Below are 20,069 nucleotides of genomic sequence, written 5' to 3' on the forward strand. Positions count from 1 at the left end.
TGCTCCGGGCACACGAACGCGCCTGGGGCGCGATCGCGTGGCACGGGTGTCGGTGGGGTTTGGGTGGATTGGGAAGGGTTGGGGAGCGTGTGGAATCCGGGGGTTGTGTTGGGTCAGGCAGGGATGCCTAACCTCCTGTTGCGTCGCTGGTGTGTGGTGGGGTTGGGTGGATTGGGAAGGGTTGGGGAGCGTGTGGAATCCGGGGGTTGTGTTGGGTCAGGCAGGGATGCCTGACCTCCTGTTGCGCCGCTGGTGTGGTGTAGGGTTGGTTGTTTGCTTTTTGGCCGATATTTTGATATATTTAGAAATATGGAAACTATGGATGCGATAGGCGCGCTGCAGAGTCTGGCGCAGGAGACGCGGCTGGCGGTGTTTCGGCTGCTGGTGCGGGCGGGTCACGGCGGTATGACGGCGGGCGACATTGCGGGCGCGCTGGATGTTCCGGGGCCGACGCTTTCGTTTCATCTGAAGCACCTTTGTCATGCGGGGCTGATTACGTGTCGCCGGGACGGGCGGTCGCTGTGGTATCGCGTGGAGTTCGAGCAGGTGCGTCTGTTGCTGGCGTATCTGATGGAAGATTGTTGCCAGGGGAATCCGGCGGTATGCGGCGATGGCGCGCTGTTGTGCGGGATTTCGCCGGGAAACGATGGAGACGAACATGGCGGATGCTGCTGAAAAACTGAAGGTGCTGTTTCTCTGCACGGGGAATTCGTGCCGCAGCCAGATGGCGGAGGGTTGGGCGCGGGCGCTGAAGGGCAACGAAATCGAGGCGTATTCCGCGGGCATTGAGACGCACGGGCTGAATCCGAATGCGGTGCGGGTGATGGCGGAGGCGGGGGTGGACATTTCGGGTCACCAGAGCCAGCACCTGGACGAATTGAAGCATGTTTCGTTCGATTATGTGGTGACGGTTTGCGGCCACGCGCACGAGACGTGTCCGGTGTTTCCGGCGGGCGCGCGGGTGGTGCATGCCGGGTTTGACGATCCGCCGAAGCTGGCGAAGGACGCGAAGACGGAAGCGGAACTGCTTGCGCCGTACCGGCGTGTGCGGGATGAAATCAAGGCGTACGTAGCGGGCCTGCCCCAGGCTTTTGAGGAGATCTGAACATGAGTGATGCGCAAGCGATTCGAGAGACGGTCCGCGCGGGTTATGGCGCGATTGCCGAGGGCGGCGGATCGTGCTGCGGCCCGGCGACGAACTGCTGCGGCGGCGTAACGGCGGATGCCGCGACGGAGCTGGCGGCGGCGGTGGGCTATGACCTGGAGGATTTGAGCGCGCTGCCGGAGGGCGCCAACCTGGGCCTTTCCTGCGGGAACCCGACGGCGCTGGCGGCATTGAAGGCGGGCGAGGTGGTGCTCGACCTGGGCAGCGGCGGCGGCTTTGACGTGTTTATCGCGGGCCGCAAGGTGGGGCCCGGCGGCCGGGCGATCGGCGTGGACATGACGCCGGCGATGCTGGATCGCGCGCGGAAGAACATCGCCGGCTATCGCGAGCGGACGGGCCTGGACAACGTGGAGTTCCGGCTGGGCGAAATCGAGCACCTGCCGCTTCCGGATGAATCGGTGGATGTGGTTATCTCCAATTGCGTTATTAATCTGTCGCCGGACAAGCCCCAGGTGTGGCGCGAGATCGCGCGCGTGCTCAAGCCCGGCGGGCGCGTGGCCGTGAGCGACATCGCGCTGCTGAAACCGCTGCCCGCGGAGGTGGTGGCCATGGCCGAGGCTCTGATCGGGTGCATTGCGGGCGCGGTGACCGTGGCGGAGACGGCGCGGATGGCGGAGGCGGCTGGGCTGGAGCGCATTGCGCTGGATCCGAAGAGCGCGTATGTGGACGCGATGATGGATTCGGTGCAGGATTTCTCCTACCGCGAGATGATGGCGCACCTGCCGGAAGGCGCGAAGGCGAGCGATTTTGTGGTGAGCCTCGGTGTGAGCGCGGTGAAGCCGGGCGGCGCGGAAGCGTGCTGCGGGCCGGGTTGCTGCTGAGCGATGGGGGGCCGCGGGGCCGCAACCAAAGAAATGATCACCACGAAGGGCGCGAAGACCACGAAGCGAAGGAGAGACGAAGCTTTGACCGCAGAGAACGCAGAGAGCGCATAGGGTGATTTCTTGTACGCAGAGGGATTGGGTGGATGATCTAGAGCGCATTCTTAACCACGAATGAACACCAATGCACACGAATGCATCGGGAGCAGCCGCGGGCGGCGATAAAGAATTGTGCCCACGGATTGCACTGATGACACGGATAGAAAATGATTTCGGTCGTTGGGGTGTGCAGGCGGCTGCGTGCTGTTTCCAAGGCAGCCTGTTTGGATTGTTCAGCATCGGAATTGTAGCGGGGTTGATCGGTGGGCGGGCGGCTTCTGGCCGCAACCAAAGAAATGATCACCACGAAGGGCACGAAGACCACGAAGGAAAGAAGTTGGAGAAGGATTGATATTCACGCGAAGGCGCAAATACGCAAAGAAGCTGGTGTGGGCGTGATGCACAGTCACGGCGGGCGGGGGACTGGATTTGGAGCCACAAAGAGCGCATAGAACACAGAGAAATTCTGTGATGGCGACTGGCCTGAGGGGCATCTTCTTCCCGAAGGGCCAGCGCAGCCTGGTGTGATCGCGAGTGGAAAGACCGAATACAGCGTCCTGGCTATCATGCCGATAAACCGTTTTTCATCAATGACTTGTGCTGTGGCGTGTTTGGAAATCCTGCTAAAAAAATTGACGGATAGTAGTACGAATGAAGAACAGGTGTTTCAGGCTCGGGATTCCGGGACTGCGGTGATGGCGTCAACGGGTCGTTCAGACACAAAGCACGCGTTGTCTCAGGCTGGAAGCCCAAGCGACGTTGGCGCATGTTGAATGATCTCGGTGTCCGTGGATCCACGGGGGCTGTCATTTCGGCGGGAAACCTGTTGTTGAGACGGATCGTGGCGGCTTACGCCGGGCCGCAGAAATTTTTTGAAAGGTAAGATCGATGGGTTGCTCCACCGTACCGGCCCCGAGCACGGGCCAGGCCATGGGTATTTTTGAACGTTACCTGACCGTATGGGTGGGGCTGTGCATTGCCGGCGGGATTGTGCTGGGGAAGGTGGCGCCGGGTGTCGCCTCGACGCTTGACGGTCTGTCTATCAACGTGAATGGCGCGCCGGTCGTCTCGATTCCGATTGCGGTCTGCCTGTTTTTCATGATGTACCCGATCATGGTGAAGATTGACTTCGCCAGCGTGGTGCGGGCGGGGAAATCCGGCAAGCCCGTGCTGCTCACGTTGTTCATCAACTGGGGCATCAAGCCGTTTACGATGTACGGCATCGCCGCGCTGTTTCTCGGGGTGCTGTTTCGCGGGTTCATCGGCGAAGACGCCACGGATCTGGTGAAGATGCCGTTCGGGCTTGACCTGCCGGTCGGGGCGGAGTACGGTTCGGGCGTGGTCGTGCTGCACGAGGGGGCGAAGATGCTACAGGTCCCGCTGTGGCGCAGCTACCTGGCGGGCTGTATTCTGCTCGGCATTGCGCCCTGCACGGCGATGGTGCTGGTTTGGGGTTTCCTCTCGCGCGGCAATGACGGGCTGACCCTGGTCATGGTGGCCATCAACTCGCTGACCATGCTGGTGCTCTACGGCGTGCTGGGCGGTTTTCTGCTGGGCGTGGGGCGGCTTCCGGTTCCGTGGCAGGCGCTGCTGCTTTCGATTGGGGCGTATGTCGCGCTGCCGCTGGTTGCGGGGTACTTCAGCCGCCGCTGGATCATCGCGGCGAAGGGGGAGGCGTGGTTCAAGGAGAAATTCCTGCACGTGCTGACGCCGATCACCATTGTGGCGCTCCTGGTGACGCTTGTGCTGCTTTTTTCTTTCAAGGGTGAAGTGATCCTTGAAAACCCGCTGACGATCCTCTGGATTGCGATCCCGCTTTTCATCCAGACTGTGGCCATTTTCGCGCTGGGCTATTTTCTGGCATGGACGCTTAAGCTGCGTTACGAAGACGCCGCGCCGGCCGCCATGATTGGCGCGTCGAACCACTTTGAAGTCGCGATAGCGACCGCTGTGATGCTTTTCGGGCTTTCGAGCGGGGCCGCACTGGCGACGGTGGTGGGGGTGCTTATTGAAGTGCCGTTGATGCTGATGCTCGTACGTTTCTGTCTGCGCACGCGGGGGGCCTTCGGTCCGGGCGGAGATTGAGTTCAGCGCCCGTAGTTTCGGTTCATACGGTAGACGAAGGCGAGGACTTCGGCGACGGCCTGGTAAAGCTCTTCGGGGACGGGGCTGTTGAGATCGAGTTTGGCGAGGAGGCCGACGAGGTCGGGGTCCTGCTCGATGTGGATGCCTTCGGCGCGGGCGATTTCGAGGATGCGATCGGCGATTTTTCCCTGGCCCTTGGCGATGACGCGGGGGGCGTCGTCCTCGCCGGCGTTGTAGCGGAGGGCGACGGCTTTCGGGAGGTTTTCGCGGGGTTCCTTCATCCTTCGAGGTCCAGTTTCTGGTAGGGCGCGAGCAGGTGTATGAGCGCCTCGATGCGGTCTCCGTCCCCGGCTTCCACGGTGACGTCCGCATCCGGGTAGCCCGCCGTGGCGAGGGCTTCCCGGAGGGCGGGCGCGGATTCCGCCAGGTGGGCGGCGACGCCGGGGTCAGCCGCGCGAATGTGACAGGCGCAATGCGTTCCGGCGGCGCGCAGGGCGACCCAGAGGGGCCCGAGGCGGGTGGTATCGAGATCCAGGATGGCCTGGGCGGGCTGCCCGCGCCGGCCCCGCCCTTGCGCTCCGCCTTCGCCGAAGAGGTGGAGGTCGGCGCGGAAGAATCCGCCGGATTCCCGCACGGGGAGCGAAAGGAACTGGTAGGGTTGATCGAGGCTGCGGAGGTTTTGCAGGTCGGCCCCGCGGGTGTGTTCGGCGAGGCGGTTTGCCGCTTCTTGAAAATTCTGTAGCTGTCCGCGTTCGGTGGCGAGGGCGCGAAACGCGGGGTCATCGAGCAGGCGCTGGGCCAGCGACGCGGCGGAATCCCGCAAGGCGGCGAGTTCCGCGCGCGCGGCGGGGCTCGCGATCGCGCGGGCGATTCGCGCGGCGGCGTGGTGTTCGGCGCGGGCCTGATCGAGCAGCGCGCGCCAGGCCGCGGGGCGATCCGAGTCGAGGCCGAGCCAGCGCGTCACCGATGCGGCGAGGTCCGGGGGGAGCACGCCTTCCGGCTGGAGGGCGGCCAACACCTGCTGGAACTGTCCCAGGGCCTGCGCGGCGCCCCGGTCCGCCAGCAGCGCGCGGACGACCGGCTCGATGGCCTGGGCTGTCGCGGGGAGCGCGGGCGGGAGCACGGCGGGAATGCGCGGCGCCAGGTCGGTTCTGCCGAGGGCCTCCAGCACGGGCTGGATGGCGCCGCTCAGGGTGGTGGCGGCGGGGGCGGCTCCTGGTGAGGTCGCGGCGGTGGCCTGTGCGCTGGTTGCGGTTGCGGTTGGCGCGGCGTGGGGCGCGACGGGGCGGATTTCGATCTGTACGCCGTTGGCGGCGGCGCGCACGGTGAGGATGACGCGCTGTCCTTCGCGCAAACCGCTATCCGGCGGGATCGGGATGGAGAGCGGGCCGGTGTGGGCGACGAGGGCGCCGTCGAGGAGCCGGATCAGGGCGCTGTGGGTCTGGCCGGTGTAGAGTGCGGCGTGGGGGGGCGCCGGGGTTACGAAAACCGGGGCCGGCAGGTGGCCGCCGGTCAGCATGGGCCGTGTCCGCCCGCGTCCGGGGGGCGCCGGGAGATCATGCGCGCGGGGGCGACTGCTGCCGGGCCAGGCTGAGCATGAGCCGGACTTCGCCCTTTCCGATGCCCAGCTCGCGCGAAACTTGCGCCACGGTCATCCCGGCTTCACTGTATTCCAGGACCCGCTGTTGCAGCGGAATGCTGAGGTGATCCTGGCTTTCGGGCGGCGCGGGGTGCGTATCGCGGGACGCGCTGTCTCCGGGCACGAAGTCGAGCGGGCGGTCGATGTCCGGGCTTGCTGGCGATTGGGCGGGCATGTTGAGGAGGGCCCGGAAGGCCTCGCGCGCGGCGTCCCCATTGCCCGGGCCGGCATCCGCGGGATCGGGTGGCGCCGGCGCGGGGGGGGCTGGGCGCGGCGGCGGTTGTTTTTCCTCGATTGCGGGTTCCGGCGGGAGGAGATCCTCGGCGATCCAGGAGGTGAAGGGGGCGCGCGTGACGCCGGTATCTCGCAAGCGTTCGGCCTCCTCGGGGGTGAGGCTTTGAGCGCGATCCCGGGCCGGGGCGGCGGCGCGGGCGGGCAGCGGATCGGGATCGCGCGGCGTCGCGGGCAGATCGCGCGGGTCCTCGCGCACCAGGGGCTCGCGCACCAGGGCATCGCTTGTGCGCGGCAGCGCGGCGGCGGGCGTCTGGGCGGGTCGTGCGGGTTGCACAGCCGGTTCGGCGCGTGGGGGCAGGGTTGCGGCGCCGCTCAAGTTTGCGAGGGCTGGTGCGGGCTTACGCGGCGGCGCGGTTGCGGGTTCCGGGGCCTTTGCGCCGTTGGGGGCCGGGCCTGCCGGGGCGGGGGCCTGTGCGCGGGCCAGCTGGCGGTAGATTCCGTCGATCCGTGCCTGGGCCTCTTCCAGTTCCGCCGTGATGCGCTGCTGTTTTTCGTAAAGCTGCTTGTTTTTTTCCATACCCTGGTGGAGGATATGTTTGACCTGCTCCATCTTGTGTTCGAGTTCTTCGTTGAAGTCCTTCGCCAGGGATTTCTGCTGCCCGATGATGTCGCGCATGGTCTGGAAGAGAATGGTCATATCCGTGATGTCCGCACGGGCCTGCTTCAGCCGCTGGTCGGCTTTTCGCTCCGTGTGCCGGACGAGATAGGCGAAATAGGCGGCGACGGCCAGGCACGCGAGCGCCAGGGTGAAAAAGAAGACGATGAAAGCGCCCTGGTTTTGTTCGATGATTTCGTACATGCTCCCGCCTGTCAGCGCGGCGCCGCGCGCCGGGGCGCGGGGTTCAACCGCGCGCCTGTCAAATCTCTATATCGAGTGTCCGCCCTTCCGGCGCATCCGCGACGACATCTTTCTCCGCGGCGTCGTAGAAATGCCGGCTCCGTTCCTCTTCCGGGGCATCGGGCCGCCGTCCCTGGCTCCGCCGCCGCCCGGCGAAGGGGGGGCGGCGCTTTAGTTCCCGTTCGACTTCTTCGTTCTTCTGCATGGCCTGGCGCACCTGGGATTCGGCGCTGACCCGGGCTTCGGCGGCCTCGGCGGATACGCGCGCCTGGGCCGCGAGCGACGCCCGCTCGGCAATCTGCTGTATGCGCTCGGCCGCGGTTGCGCGCCCGATTTCGGTGTGCGGATCGATGGGCTGGGGCATGGAAACCTCCCGGGCGGTGCGGTCAGTCGTCTTCGTTAACCGCCTTCCGGAGCCGCTTCATGGCCGCGCTGTGGATCTGGCAGATGCGGGACTCGGAAACGTCGAGCACCGCGCCAATCTCCTTCAGCGTAAGTTCTTCATAATAGTACAAGTTTAACACTTTTTGCTGCTGGTCGGGAAGATCGAGTATCGCGCGCACCAGCCGCTCCTTGCGCTCCTGGTGCTCGGCCGCGCTCGCGGGATGGGGCGCGGCGGGGTTCCCGATGAGTTCGAGCTTCCGCGTTTCGGCGCTGTCTTCGGACGGCAGGTAGTCGTCGAGCGAGAGAATCTGGGCGGTCTGGAGCTGGGCGACGGTGTCTTCCACTTGCTCGGCGGTGGCCCCGATTTCGCCGGCGATCGCGTCGAGGCTGGGTTCGCGGCCCTCGGCGTGGCGGAGTTTTTCGCGTGCGGCCCCGACTTTTCGGGCCATGGTGCGGAGCGAGCGCGGGGCCCAGTCCAGCGATCGGATCTGGTCGATGATGGCCCCGCGAATGCGAATGGAGGCGTAGGTCGAGAACTTGATGTCCTGCGTGTGGTCATATTTCTCGACGGCGTCCATCAGGCCCATGCATCCCCAGCCCACGAGGTCGTCCATTTCGACGTTGCTGGGCACATGGATCGCCATGCGCCCGGCGATGAATTTGACGATCCGCATGTGGTGCAGGATCAGGGCGTCGCGGGCGGCGGAGTCGGCCGATTCCTTGAAGCGGCGCCAGAGATCTTTTTCTTCGGTATCTGTCAACGCAGGCTCTCGATCCGCGCGCGGGTACTGACGATTTCGGTGATGCGCAGCCCGAATTTTTCATCCACCACGACGACATCGCCCCGGGCGATGAGTTTTCCGTTCACCAGCAGGTCCACCGGCTCGTCCACGAGGTGGCCGACTTCTATGATCGAGCCGGGCCCCAGGTTGAGGATTTCGCCGATGGGCATTTCGACATGCCCCAGGCGCGCGGTGGCCACAAGTCCGATATCGAGCACCATGTCCAGGTTGCCGTGGTAGGCGGGCTCGCTGGGGATAGTGGAATCGGTGGCGGCGGCCCCGAATCCGCTCAGGATATCGCTCATTTCCTCGGGGCTCAACTCCGCTTCCGCCGAGAATTCGCTCTCGCGCGCGGTCGGCGAAACGAGCATGTCATCCGGCACGCGATCGATCAGGGGCGCGCTGAAGAGGATGGCCCCTTCGCCCGCGATGCCCGACGGGTCGCTGAAGTGGAAGCGGGCGGCGCAGGCGCCGGTTTCCAGCAACGCGGCGAGGGCGGGCGCGCCGTCCGGGCCGCGTTCGTTTACGGCTGCGTCGTCGACGGGTTCGACGGGCGCGCCGATACGCTGGAGGAGGCTCGCGACGCCGCCGCTGAGGGCGGGGTCGGCGATTTCCTGGAGCACGGCGCGGTCCTCTTCGCTGAGAACGGATGCGCCCGTGAACTCGGTCTCCTGTATCATGGCGGCGAACTGTGCGGCGTCGTTTACGGTGAAGAGGAGGGCGATGGCCCCGAGCTCGTTCTGGATCTGTGCCTGCATGGTGACGCCGAACTCCGTAAGCAGCGCGGCGGCGGATTCCTCCGAGAGGGGGACGGGATCGTCGATCCGGTGATCGAAGGCCGTGCTGAGCATCGCGTCAAAGACCTCGAAGGCTCCCTTGAGCAGCGCCTCACCGGCGATTCGTGCAGCGATTTCATTCATGCCCGTCCATTACTCCTGGTAGAAGTCCAGTACCTGCAGCGCCGTCGTTTCGCGCCGCCGCCCGGGCTGCGCGAGAAACTTCGGGCGGCCCCCCAGCTCAACCACGAGCGGCCGGCGCGGCGACGTGTCGAGCTGGATAACGTCGCCCACGCTCAGGCTGGCGACGTCCTGAACGGACATGCGCGCGCGCCCGAGAATGGCCTCGACGGAAACCTTGCTTCGCAAGAGGGTGCGCAAGATGGCCTTCTGCGTGATCGCGGTCATTTCGTCGCTCTGCCGGCGCGAGTAGTGCACCTGCTGCGAGATCTGGTCGAGAATCGGGTTGAGGACTACGAGCGGAATGCAGAAGTTCATGGTGCCGACGGTTTCGCCGATGTGCACCTCATAGCCGACCAGAATCACCATTTCGCTCCCGGCGACGATCTGAACAATCAGCGGGTCGCTCTCCTGCTGAAGGACGCTCAGGCGAAACTCTATCAGCTGTTCCCACGAGCGGCGCAGGCTGTCGAGGATCATCATCACGATGCGCTGGATGATACGGTTCTCGATTTCGGTAAGCTCCCGCGGCTCGGGGAGGGTGAGGCCCTTGCCGCCGAGGACGCGGTCGACGATGGGAAAGACCATGGAGGGGCTCATTTCGATGACCGCGGTGCCCTCCAGGGGGGACATGTCGATAATCGAGAGGGCCGTGGGCCGCGCCACCGAGAGGATGAACTCGTCGTAGGTGAGCTGGTCGATGGAGGTCAGATCGACGCGCACGACGGTGCGGAGAAAGGGGGGGAAGATGATGCTGATTTCGCGGGAAAAGGCCTCGAAAAGGCTCTGCAGGCCCTTGAGCTGTTCCTTGGAGACGCGCTCCGGGCGGCGGAAATCGTAAACACTGAGATGAAGATCCGGTTGCGCCTCTTCCTCGGCCTCGCCGATGTCCCCCTCGGACACGGCGCCCAGGAGGAGATCGACTTCATCCTGGCTGAGAATATCGGCCATGCTAACCCTTCAATCCCGATCGCGGTTGCGCCCTGGTGGAAATTGAGGCGAGTATAGCACAGGGGCCGGGGTCGCGCAACCGGAACGGGGGTGATAAGACATTTAATTTGAGCTAGATACGCACCGGGGTGGCCTGGCCGTGGGGTTACGTCAACCCCCAGTCCCGCAGGTGCGTTGTTCCCTGTAGAATCTTTTCCCTATCCCAAGATTCAGCGGCGGCGTGCTGGCGTCGCGGTTGCGGGCCGGGCCAGGCGGCGCCGGCTCGCGATTTTATTTTCGGGCGGTTGCCGCCAGGACGGTGTTGAGCAGGCGGCGCGCGCGAATGCCCCAGGCGCTGTCCTGGATTCGCAGGAGGTCCAGGCGTCCGCTCACCTTGGCTTCAAACGAGGCGAGGGTATCGGTCGAATCGATCCAGATTCGCCGGAGGTCCAAGGGGGCGTCTTCGGGGTAAACGGGGCCGTAGCGGTTGGAGCAGATCACCGAGAACCCGGCGCGAATAGCCGTTTCGCGGGAGCTGGCGTCGTAATCCAGCGCGGATCCGTAGGGATAGGCGAAGGCATCGATGGTCTCGCCGAGCACGGCTTCAAGATCGGCCTTGCAACCGCCGATTTCGGCGGACTGGGCCCCGGGCGACAATGCGGAAAGCCGGGGGTGGGTCCGCGTATGGCCACCGATTGCGATCCCGCGCTGGCGCAGGGTCTGGATCTCTTCGGGCGAGAGAATTCGGCCGGTTTGCGAATCCAGATCGCCCGGCAGCGCGGCGCCCAGGCATCCGGACACGACGAAGATGGTCGCGGGAAAACCGTATCGCTCCAAGATGGGGAGCGCGTGGATGAAATTGTCCTGATAGCCGTCGTCGAAGGTGAGCGCGACGCCCCCGCCGCCGGTTGCGGCTTCCGCCAGGGGGATGACATTGGTGTGGCTCGCGAGCCAGGCCATCTGATCGGCGAAGGCTTCCGGGGTTACGTTCATTTCGTGGGCGCGGTACCCGATGCTGTGGTACGTGAGAATGCGTGCGGCCGCCGGGGCGCCGGGGAAAGAAGGCCCCAGGGCGGCGGCGGCGGCGCGCGCGGCGCGCTTGAGCCGGGTTTTGGCGGCTCGCGCGCTACTCACGCGGTCGCTCCCGCGCGGTGAGGAGCCCCCAGGCGTAGCCGGCCGCATAGCCGCAATAGGCGCCGAAGCGGATGAACTGAAAGCGCGCGAACGCCCACAGGAGCCGCAGGGGAAAGCGGGCGAGCCGGTAGGGAAGGGACGTGCGCGGCTGGAAGTCCCGGTCGTGGAGGGATTCATGGGTCTCCACGACGCTGTCCGGCTGGAACTTCCAGGCGTATGCGGAGCCGTAGCCATTTCGGAAGAAGACGCGGAGCAGGCCGCGCCAGTTGGGGGGTAGGGGGTGGTGGATGGTGGCGCCGGGCGCGAGCACCACGCGGTAGCCGGCGGCGCGGAGGCGCGCGCGGAGGTCGGGGTCGAGGCCGCGGAGGATATCTTCCCGCTCGCCGCCGACCTCGTGGAAAACCCGGCGGGGAATGGCGCAGCAGCCGTGGCAGGCGAGATCGCTGTCGGTAATCTCGCGGACGGCGGGCGTGTGGAATCGGGGAAACTGGCGCGCCGCGCGCTTTTGGAAGGGGCTCGCGTCCGGGTGGGGCACGATGCTGGCCCCGGCGAGGCCGATCTGTTCGTCCGCATCGAGGGCCGCCACGAGGCGCGCGAAGACATCGGCGTCGGCCAGCAGGCTGTCGTCGTCCAGGATCACGAGTATGTCGCCTCGGGCCCGGGCGGCGCCCTGGTTGATCGCGCGGCCCTGGGGGGCGACGCCCGTGATCAGGAGGGTTTCATGGCTGGTGAAGGTCTGGCGCCGGATGCTTTCGAGGAGTCTGGGAACCGCGCCGTTGCGATGGCCGTCCAGCGAGGGGATGACGATGGAAATGCGGGGGGTGTCGGCGGGCGCGTTCATGGGCGGGAGTATACGTCACGGGCCGGAACCGAGAAAAGGGGAGCGAGGTCCGAAGCCAGGCTGTGCTGCACCGCTCGCCAATGCCGCGGCATTGTACCCACGAATTGTTTCATGTACATTAGCCGACTCAGGCAGCGGGCAACACCCGGAGCAGGCCCATGAACCAACCCAATCCCAAGGTGGACGATTACCTCGCCAACGGCTGCGGGCGCTGTCCCCTTGGCGGGACGCCCGATGCGCTGGCAGAAAACAAGAAACGAATGGGGTCCTTGCGATGACACGACACACCGAAGAGTTTGATGAATTGGTGGTCGTACATCAGGACCCGCAATCCCGCCGCTGGTTCCCGGTTGGCCGGTTGTCGTTTGATGGCGAACTGTATCATTTTCAGTACACTCGGGGAGCCGTCGAAGCCCACGCAGCAGGCGCATTTCTTCCATTCGGCGTGATGAAAGACCTGGAGGCTGACTACCGCTCGCGCAAGCTTTTTCCACTCTTCCAGAACCGCGTCATGCCCCGGTCGCGCCCGGAATACGCCGATTACACGCGCTGGCTGCTTGGCGCACCCGGTGAACTGACGCCCCTGGAGGAGCTGGGCCGCTCCGGGGCGGCGCGCGCGACGGACAACATCCAGTTGTACCCGGTGCCGAGGCCGGTGGACGGTTACTACCGCATGTCATTCTTCGCGCATGGGGTTCGGCACTTGCCGCAAGCGGCGCAGGCCGTTATCGGCGAACAGGCGGCGGGTACGCGGCTGTTCCTGATGCGGGACATCCAGAACGCCCGGGATCCCGACGGCCTGGCGTTGCGTACGGAAAGCCCCATTGCCCTGGTTGGCTACTGCCCGCGCTTTCTCTGCACGGATTTCATGAAGATCGTGCGCGAAGACCAGGAAGCCATCGTCGTACTCGCGCAGGTTAACTCGGATGCGCCGCTGCAGTTCCGATTTCGTTGCGAATTATCGGCGCATTGGCCTGAAGGGTTCCGCCCGTTTGACACGGAGGCTTTCCAGATGGTGACTGCGGCGGTGGCAGCCACGTAGACAGATTGCGTTATCGCGCTATACGTGCGTTGGCATTTGTTCGTGGTCGTTGGCGGATTTGCGGCGCGAGAGCCAGCGGACTATCATGTCACCCATCAGGAGGGCAGGGTCATGTGGATCTGGATATTCGGCACGCTGGCCGTGGCTGCGGCGCTCATCGCCATTGTCGGCTACTTCCTTTTCATGCGCTTCCGCGCGCCGGGCGGAAGGACTGGCCGCATCGAGGGCGTTCTTCTCATCGACGGCAAGCCTGCGCCGCCAGGAACCCCGGTGGCCTGCTCGCTCTCCCGCGAATGCAGTAGCTCCCCGCGCTGGCTCTCGTTCATCACGGGCGTACCACGCGAGGATGTCGGTCAAAGTTTCATCATGTGGTCCGAATACACCATGACCGAAGACGAAGGAAAGTTCGCCTTTGAACGCATCCCGGAAGGCAAGGCCAATCTCGGGCGCGCCCACGGCGGATTGTTACGAAAATCCTGGCTCTTCGGTCTGGTGAATATTTCGCTCGAATCCAAAATTGAGGCGGATCAAGAGCGAACCGTGAGCGTCCGGGCCAATGAAACAACGTATGTCACGCTCGGTGTCGCCGCCACGATTCTCCGCGGCCGATTCGTAGACCCCCGTGACACCGGCCGGACTTTCAATAGCGTGAATTCCCATTGCGCATTCTTATCGAGCAAGGCCGAACTCCCGGAGATTCCCGACGATGTCCCGCCCGAGGAGCGTGACGCCTGGTGGAAAGAGTTTCAGGCCTCCGAAGAGGGATTGCGGTGGCTTGAGCGCCTGCAGCGCATGTACCACATCGCCGTGGATGAACAGGGACATTTCAGCGCATCCAATGTTCAGCCTGGGCGTTACAAGTTGTGCGCGCAATTGGATCACGCGCCCGGCGGCGGGACCGCGCGACCCTTCGGGGAGTATGAGGGGATTGTTGAGGTGCCATCATCCGACAATGGCGACGCACCGGTCGAGTTGGACCTGGGCGATCTGCCACTATTGTTGCACTTCCCCCTGAAGCCCGGCGAACCCTTGCCGGCCATCCCGGTGCGCAACCACAAAGGCGACCCGCTGGAAATCCCATCCGGCAAGGACGGTTACCTGCTCCTCTGCCTCTGGTGGCCTCACGACGATATACACGGCGTCGTTCCCAAGATATTGAAGGCCTTGGAGAAAAGTCGGGCCCGCCGCAACAACATACCCGAAGTGTTCGTCATCACGATGGACGGTCAATGGGCGCCGGCGCACCACCAATTGCGCGGCAAAAAACCAGATTGGCCTCTGAAGTTCGTCTCCGAGGAAGACTCGCTCCGGCTTGCGACGACTTTCGGTGTTCGTTCTTCGGCCTTCTTCCTGTTCTCTCCAGAAGGAACCCTCATCGAGGGAGAGATTGCGCCAGAGGGACTGAAGTCCAGCCTGCGCCGAGCCCAATATGCTCGGGCAATGTAGTCACCAGTCGCGATTCGAGCAAACCGACAGTCCCACCCGCCTCTCAATAGCTTCTCGGCAATGAGGCAGCATTGTGCGTCTTGAAGATTTCATGTACATTAGACAACTCAGGCAGCGAGCAATGAATTCGGAGCAGCCGCTCATGACGCGTTTCGTCACCCATTAAGGATGAATGCCGCTTCTGACTGTTGGCGATCAACGGAAGTCCCGTACCCTCAAGTCGTGACCGCTTTTGGCGGGGGTTCGAGAAAGAAAACGCAGAGATACGGATTGACGCCTCCCGTCACCCACAAGCTGATGGCCGCTTGAGGCGGCCCGCTTGAGGGTGGCACCCGTCGCTTCTTTTTAAATTTCGGAGCAGGCCCATGAACCAACCCAATCCCAAGGTGGACGACTACCTCGACAACGGCTGCGGGCGCTGTCCCCTCGGCGGCACGCCCCAGTGCAAAGTCCACCAATGGACCGACGAACTGGTCCGCCTGCGCGCCATTCTGCTCGAATGCGGCCTGGCCGAGGAGCGCAAGTGGGGCGCCCCCTGCTACACCTGGGAAAACAACAACGTCGCCATGCTCGGCGCGCTCAAGGAGTCCTGCACGCTGGGCTTCTTCAAGGGCTCCCTCCTGGACGACCCCGCCGGAATCCTTGAAAAACCCGGCGAGAACTCCCGCGCCATGCGCGTCATACGCTTCCGCGACGTCCGTGAAATTGAGGCGAGGAAATCGGCCCTGAAACGCGTCATCGGCGCGGCGATTGAGGCCGAGAAGGCCGGGCTCAAGGTGGATCTGGAAAAGGACGGCGCGCTCCCGATACCCGAAGAGCTCCAGGAACAATTCGACCAGGACCCCGCCTTCAAGGCCGCCTTCGACGCGCTCACGCCCGGCCGCCAGCGCGGCTACCTCCTCCATTTCGTCGCGCCAAAACAATCCAAAACCCGCGCCTCGCGAATCGAGAAGTGCATGCCCCAGATCTTCGAGGGCATCGGCCTGCACGACCACTACAAGCAGCGCGCGCGGTAGCCCAATCCGCCCAGGCGGGCGACAGCGGCCGAGTTATCATCATATTGAACCTCGCGCCTAACGCGTCACACACTCCCCCTCACTCCAGCGGCGCATCCGCGTTCCAAATCGGCGTGTCCCATCCCGCGATGTCCGCCGGCCGGACGCCCCGCCGGAAGCTGGTGAAGCTGAACTTCGTCGGGTTGTACGGCCCCACGAACCCGATTTCGCCGTCGGGCGTGATCGCGTCTTCCAGGCCCGCGGCCCAGAGCTGCGCGTTGACGAGCATCCGCCGGAACCCGTCGCTCACGATGTCCTGCGAGGCGCCCTGGGTGGTGGTGAAGACGCGTGCGGACTTGCCGGACTTGCTTTCGTAGTCGCGGGTCCACGCCACCGGCATGAGCGTCTTCGTGCTGTCGACCGGCGCGTCCTTTTCCATGCCGTTGAGTATGATGCCGCGCGCGATGATGGTGGCGGGGGCAAGAGGGTTGGCGGTGTAGCCGCCGGCCTGGGTGTGCATGTCGGTGACGCCGCGCAGGATGGGGTGCTCGCTGTTGTCGGGCTGGATGCCGATGATGGAGCTCTGCTCGTGGTTCTTGCCGTAGTGCGTGACCCACGTCTCGCCCAGCACCTGCCGTCCGAAGCCCATGTGGAACTCCTCGCCCGGGTAGCGGTAGTCGTAGGGGTAAAACTTTCGGTCCGGCTCGATCTTGAACGCGTGCGTCGACGTCCGCAGCGCGACGATGGGGCCGCCGCGATCGACGTAATCGGCGAAATGCTGCATCTCCTCGTCCGGCATACTGATGAAGCGCATGAAGATGACCATCAGGTCCGCCTCCTTCAGGATCTCCAGCCCTTCCAGGTGGCTGCTCCCCGGCAGGATGGTCCCATCCTCCGGGTTCGTCCCGAAGATCACCGTGCACCGGAAGCCGTAGTGCCGGGCCATGATCCGCGCCAGCGCGGGAAGCGCCTCCTCGCTTCGGTATTCGTGGTCCGAGGCGATATAGACAATGTGCTTCCCCTCGCCGACGCCGCCTGAACCTTCGTAAGTCACATGGGATGGGTATTCGGCGCGGGCCGTGAGGGCGAGCAGCACTGGTAGGGCGAGGGAGAGGAGAATGCGTTGGACGATGGGCATGGCGTTGGCTCCGGTTGCGGTTGCGATGACTATAATGGGGATGGCGGGCGGAAGCAAAAAATGGAGCACCGGGACTTGTGCTAAAATGGAGGGGGTTAAAATGAGGACTTGCGAATGGTAGCGAATTTGCAGATCGATGAGGCATCCATAGCCGAATTCTGCCAGCGGCATCACCTCCGGCGTCTGGCTTTTTTCGGATCTGTCCTTCGAGACGATTTCACGGAGAACAGTGATGTGGATGTGCTGGTGGAATACGCTCCAGAGCACGTACCCGGGTTCATCGCCCTTGCGGGGATGGAGGAGGAATTGTCTGCGATTCTGGGGCGCAAGGCGGATATACGCTCAGCGGCTGACCTGAGCCATTACTTCCGCGACGAAGTGCTTCGCGAAGCACAGGTACAATATGTCGCGTAGCTCCACGCAATTGCTATTGGGGCACATGCTGGATGCGGCTCGCGAGGCGCACGGCTATGTTGAGACGCTCGAACGGCCCGCATTGGACAATAACCGCCTGCTCCAGCACGGGCTGGTTCGTTGTATTGAAGTAATCGGGGGAGGCGGCGGCCCGAATGGATGTCGGCTTCAGGGAGACGCATCCCCAGTTGCCTTGGCGCAAGATCATTGCGATGCGCAATCGGATCGTCCATGCCTATTTTGACATTGACCTGGATGTGGTCTGGTCGACGGCTAAGATTGAACTCCCGAAGTTGATTGAAATACTGGAGGCGCTTATCGCCGAGTTTCAGGCCGAATAGCAATTCCTGGAAAATGAGTAATACTTTAGCCGTATGAAGTAAGGCGTTCGCTGATACGAGATGCCTTACTTGCACTGGATGTATTCGTCATTCCCGCGAAGGCGGGAATCCAGAGGGTTTGCGAGGTTAACGTTGCATGATCTCTGGATCCCCACTTTCGTGGGGATGACGGTTTTCGATCACCGAAAGCCGCCACCGTTGGGTGCGACGAGGGTGACTACTTCAGACGACTAAAGAATTTCGAAAATGAGACGTATCGATCGTATCGGACCAATCGGCCCTATGTTCGAAACCAGCAACGCGTGCACGTCTCCAATCGACCAATTGGCCCCATTCTCCCCTCGCCATTGCCGCCCGCTATGCGGTATCCTGTTTCCGTGCTCGCGCACCGGCGAGTCCCGAGAGCAATATCCACGAACAGTGAAGCGGCAGCGCCATGTCCAATCTCCACCAGCACCTCCAGCAACATTTCGGCTTCGAGGCCTTCCTCGACGGCCAGGAACCGGCCATCGCACGCCTGCTCGACGGTAAGTCCGTCCTCGCCATCTTCCCCACCGGCGGCGGCAAGAGCATGTGCTATCAGCTCCCCGCGCTCCTGCTCGACGGCCTCACGCTCGTCATCTCGCCCCTCATCGCCCTCATGAAGGACCAGCTCGACTTTCTCAACCGCCACGGCGTGCCCGCCGCGCGCCTGGATTCCACCCTGACCCGCGAGGAAAACCTCAAGCTCTTCGACGATCTGAATTCCGGCGCGCTGAAGCTCCTGTACATCGCCCCCGAGCGCCTCGGCAACGAGCGCTTCCTCAAATCCATCGCCCGCCGCAATATCGCGCTCCTCGCCATCGACGAGGCCCACTGCATTTCGGAATGGGGCCACAATTTCCGCCCGGACTACCTCAAGATTGCGCGCCTCGCAAAGGAGTTGCGGGTCGAGCGTGTCCTGGCGCTCACCGCCACCGCCACACCCGCCGTCGCGGACGACGTGCGGGCCGCTTTCGATATCGCGAAGGAGGACGAAGTACACACCGGCTTCTACCGGCCCAACCTGAAGCTCAGCGTGGTCCCGTGCACCGCCCGCGAGCGGGACGCGTCCCTGCTGGAGCGGATTCAGCGGCGTCCCCCCGGCCCCGCCATCGTCTACGTCACGCTCCAGAAGACCGCCGAGGCCGTCGCGGAATTCCTCGCGCGCCACGGGCTCGACGCGACCGCCTACCACGCCGGCCTGAAGCCCGAGGACCGCACGGCTATCCAGGACCGCTTCATGGCCTCGGAGAACAGCATTATCGTGGCCACCATCGCCTTCGGCATGGGCGTGGACAAGTCCAATATCCGCTACGTGTACCACTACAACCTCCCCAAGAGCCTCGAAAGTTACAGCCAGGAGATCGGCCGCGCCGGGCGCGACGGGCGCACGTCGGTCTGCGAAATGCTGGCCTGCCCCGCCGACGCCACCGTGCTGGACAACTTCTCCTACGGCGACACCCCGGAGCCCGACGCCGTGGCGGGTCTCGCGCGGCATTTGTGCGGCGCGGGCGAATCCTTCGACATCTCCGAGTACGACCTGTCCCACGAGTTCGACGCGCGCCCGCTCGTCGTGCGCACCCTCATCACCTACCTTGAGCTCGATGGCCTCATCGCGTCCACGGGTCCCTTCTACACGGAGTACAAGTTCCAGCCGCAGCGCCCATCCGCGGAGATCTTCGCGCAGGTCAGCGGCGAACGCTCGGAATTCCTCAAAAAGATCTTCCGCTTCGCGAAGAAGGGCCCGAAATGGTTCACGCTCGACATCGCCCGCGTCGCCGAGACCATTGGCGAGCCGCGCGACCGTATCGTTGCCGCGCTCACCTTCCTGGAAGAGCGGGGCGACCTCATCGTGCAGGTGGCGGGACTGCGCCAGGGCTACCGCAGGTTACGCGAGCCCGACGATCTGGAGGCACTCATCGAATCCCTCAACCAGCGCTTCCAGCAGCGCGAGGGGAACGATATCGCGCGGACGCGCCAGGTGCTCGACTACGCGGCAGGCGCCGGTTGTCTCACGCGCCGCCTGCTCGCCCACTTCGGCGAGGAGCGCGGCGACTGCGGCCACTGCGACCGGTGCAAAGGCGTCCCCCGCGATCCCCTGCCCGATCTGCCCGCCGCGCAATTCAATGGGGAGGACGAGGCCCGTGTGCGCGCGCTCCTGGCGCAGCGGCGCGATGCCCTGGCCAGCCCGAGGCAGGTCGCCCGCTTCCTCTGCGGCATCAGCTCCCCCCGGGCCACCCGCGCGAAGCTGCACAAGGACACCCTCTTCGGCGTCTACGAGCACGCGCCGTTTCGGGACGTGCTCGATTTCGTGGAGGGGCTCGGGGGCTGATGCTGGGGCGCGCTGGGGACAGCGTGGACGGAGTGGACGGAGTGGACGGCGTGGACGGCGTGGACGGAGTGGACGGAGTGGACGGAGTGGACGAGGTGGACGGACTGGACGGAGTGGACGGAGTGGACGGAGTGGACGGAGTGGACGGAGTGGACGAGGTGGACGAGGTGGACGAGGTGGACGAGGTGGACGAGGTGGACGAGGTGGACGAGGTGGACGAGGTGGACGAGGTGGACGAGGTGGACGGAATGGATCGAGCCATTATGGCGCGCGTCCACCCGGTCCATGCTGTCCACCCCCGTCCACAGGGCTTGCAAAAGAAGCGGCCCCGCATAGCGGAGCCGCAAAACCAACTGAGATAGCGCCAGCTCC

21 protein-coding genes and 1 pseudogene are annotated in these 20,069 nt (G+C 64.3%); 12 read left to right on the forward strand and 10 right to left on the reverse strand.

Annotated features, from left to right (window positions below):
• Window positions 1-309 precede the first annotated feature (309 nt).
• The 5 genes from KF886_18070 (at window position 310) to arsB (ending at window position 4,170) form a co-directional block, all read left to right on the forward strand.
• Window positions 310-675, forward strand: a complete 366-nt coding sequence (locus KF886_18070) for a helix-turn-helix transcriptional regulator (GenBank protein ID MBX3179266.1) — start codon at window positions 310-312, stop codon at window positions 673-675.
• Complete coding sequence (locus tag KF886_18075) at window positions 659-1,105, forward strand: arsenate reductase ArsC (GenBank protein ID MBX3179267.1); 447 nt, start codon at window positions 659-661, stop codon at window positions 1,103-1,105. Before KF886_18070 ends, KF886_18075 begins: the two co-directional genes overlap by 17 nt.
• A 2-nt stretch (window positions 1,106-1,107) precedes the next feature.
• Window positions 1,108-1,986, forward strand: a complete 879-nt coding sequence (gene arsM, locus KF886_18080) for an arsenite methyltransferase (protein ID MBX3179268.1) — start codon at window positions 1,108-1,110, stop codon at window positions 1,984-1,986.
• Window positions 1,987-2,170: 184 nt separating this feature from the next.
• Window positions 2,171-2,437: a hypothetical protein gene (locus KF886_18085; protein MBX3179269.1), complete on the forward strand. Its 267-nt coding sequence runs from the start codon at window positions 2,171-2,173 to the stop codon at window positions 2,435-2,437.
• Between the two features lie 536 nt (window positions 2,438-2,973).
• Window positions 2,974-4,170 carry an ACR3 family arsenite efflux transporter gene (gene arsB / locus KF886_18090; protein ID MBX3179270.1) on the forward strand — a complete coding sequence of 399 codons (1,197 nt, stop codon included), beginning with the start codon at window positions 2,974-2,976 and terminating at the stop codon, window positions 4,168-4,170.
• Between the two features lie 2 nt (window positions 4,171-4,172).
• Here arsB and KF886_18095 read toward each other — a convergent pair whose 3' ends face one another.
• The 9 genes from KF886_18095 to KF886_18135 all read right to left on the reverse strand — a co-directional run bounded on the left by KF886_18095 (window position 4,173) and on the right by KF886_18135 (window position 11,968).
• The gene (locus tag KF886_18095) at window positions 4,173-4,451 is read right to left on the reverse strand and encodes an EscU/YscU/HrcU family type III secretion system export apparatus switch protein (protein MBX3179271.1); all 279 of its coding nucleotides are present in this window, start codon (window positions 4,449-4,451) and stop codon (window positions 4,173-4,175) included.
• Window positions 4,448-5,689: a flagellar hook-length control protein FliK gene (locus tag KF886_18100; GenBank protein ID MBX3179272.1), complete on the reverse strand. Its 1,242-nt coding sequence runs from the start codon at window positions 5,687-5,689 to the stop codon at window positions 4,448-4,450. Before KF886_18100 ends, KF886_18095 begins: the two co-directional genes overlap by 4 nt.
• A 37-nt stretch (window positions 5,690-5,726) precedes the next feature.
• A complete protein-coding gene (locus KF886_18105; GenBank protein MBX3179273.1) occupies window positions 5,727-6,902 on the reverse strand; it encodes a hypothetical protein in 1,176 nt (391 codons plus the stop codon).
• A gap of 58 nt (window positions 6,903-6,960) precedes the next feature.
• Entirely contained in the window at window positions 6,961-7,305 is a 345-nt protein-coding gene (locus KF886_18110; GenBank protein MBX3179274.1) for a hypothetical protein, read from the reverse strand.
• A gap of 22 nt (window positions 7,306-7,327) precedes the next feature.
• Window positions 7,328-8,086 (reverse strand): FliA/WhiG family RNA polymerase sigma factor, encoded by a 759-nt coding sequence (locus KF886_18115; GenBank protein ID MBX3179275.1) that lies wholly within the window; start codon window positions 8,084-8,086, stop codon window positions 7,328-7,330.
• Window positions 8,083-9,027 carry a flagellar motor switch protein FliN gene (gene fliN / locus KF886_18120; protein ID MBX3179276.1) on the reverse strand — a complete coding sequence of 315 codons (945 nt, stop codon included), beginning with the start codon at window positions 9,025-9,027 and terminating at the stop codon, window positions 8,083-8,085. Before fliN ends, KF886_18115 begins: the two co-directional genes overlap by 4 nt.
• A 9-nt stretch (window positions 9,028-9,036) precedes the next feature.
• Complete coding sequence (gene fliM / locus KF886_18125) at window positions 9,037-10,014, reverse strand: flagellar motor switch protein FliM (GenBank protein MBX3179277.1); 978 nt, start codon at window positions 10,012-10,014, stop codon at window positions 9,037-9,039.
• A gap of 270 nt (window positions 10,015-10,284) precedes the next feature.
• Window positions 10,285-11,127: a polysaccharide deacetylase family protein gene (locus KF886_18130; protein ID MBX3179278.1), complete on the reverse strand. Its 843-nt coding sequence runs from the start codon at window positions 11,125-11,127 to the stop codon at window positions 10,285-10,287.
• Window positions 11,120-11,968, reverse strand: coding sequence for a glycosyltransferase (locus KF886_18135; GenBank protein ID MBX3179279.1), 849 nt, complete (start codon window positions 11,966-11,968; stop codon window positions 11,120-11,122). Before KF886_18135 ends, KF886_18130 begins: the two co-directional genes overlap by 8 nt.
• Before the next feature lie 274 nt (window positions 11,969-12,242).
• Here KF886_18135 and KF886_18140 point away from each other — a divergent pair, with 274 nt between their 5' ends.
• From KF886_18140 to KF886_18150, 3 genes are all read left to right on the forward strand, one after another.
• Entirely contained in the window at window positions 12,243-13,010 is a 768-nt protein-coding gene (locus KF886_18140; protein MBX3179280.1) for an HIRAN domain-containing protein, read from the forward strand.
• Between the two features lie 111 nt (window positions 13,011-13,121).
• A complete protein-coding gene (locus KF886_18145) occupies window positions 13,122-14,456 on the forward strand; it encodes a hypothetical protein (GenBank protein ID MBX3179281.1) in 1,335 nt (444 codons plus the stop codon).
• 365 nt (window positions 14,457-14,821) lie between these two features.
• Window positions 14,822-15,472 (forward strand): YdeI/OmpD-associated family protein, encoded by a 651-nt coding sequence (locus KF886_18150; GenBank protein ID MBX3179282.1) that lies wholly within the window; start codon window positions 14,822-14,824, stop codon window positions 15,470-15,472.
• A gap of 79 nt (window positions 15,473-15,551) precedes the next feature.
• Here the strand turns inward: KF886_18150 and KF886_18155 are convergent, their stop codons facing one another.
• The gene (locus KF886_18155; protein MBX3179283.1) at window positions 15,552-16,589 is read right to left on the reverse strand and encodes a ThuA domain-containing protein; all 1,038 of its coding nucleotides are present in this window, start codon (window positions 16,587-16,589) and stop codon (window positions 15,552-15,554) included.
• Between the two features lie 114 nt (window positions 16,590-16,703).
• Here KF886_18155 and KF886_18160 point away from each other — a divergent pair, with 114 nt between their 5' ends.
• The 4 genes and pseudogenes from KF886_18160 (at window position 16,704) to KF886_18175 (ending at window position 20,059) form a co-directional block, all read left to right on the forward strand.
• The gene (locus tag KF886_18160; protein ID MBX3179284.1) at window positions 16,704-17,003 is read left to right on the forward strand and encodes a nucleotidyltransferase family protein; all 300 of its coding nucleotides are present in this window, start codon (window positions 16,704-16,706) and stop codon (window positions 17,001-17,003) included.
• Window positions 16,993-17,344: pseudogene (locus KF886_18165) on the forward strand (DUF86 domain-containing protein). The gene KF886_18160 and the pseudogene KF886_18165 overlap by 11 nt, the downstream one beginning before the upstream one ends.
• 436 nt (window positions 17,345-17,780) lie before the next feature.
• Entirely contained in the window at window positions 17,781-19,697 is a 1,917-nt protein-coding gene (locus KF886_18170; GenBank protein ID MBX3179285.1) for a RecQ family ATP-dependent DNA helicase, read from the forward strand.
• Complete coding sequence (locus KF886_18175) at window positions 19,697-20,059, forward strand: hypothetical protein (protein ID MBX3179286.1); 363 nt, start codon at window positions 19,697-19,699, stop codon at window positions 20,057-20,059. The genes KF886_18170 and KF886_18175 overlap by 1 nt, the downstream gene beginning before the upstream one ends.
• The last annotated feature ends 10 nt before the right edge of the window (window positions 20,060-20,069 follow it).

The sequence above is a fragment of the Candidatus Hydrogenedentota bacterium genome, assembly GCA_019637335.1.
Classification (GTDB): Bacteria; Hydrogenedentota; Hydrogenedentia; order Hydrogenedentales; family JAEUWI01; genus JAEUWI01.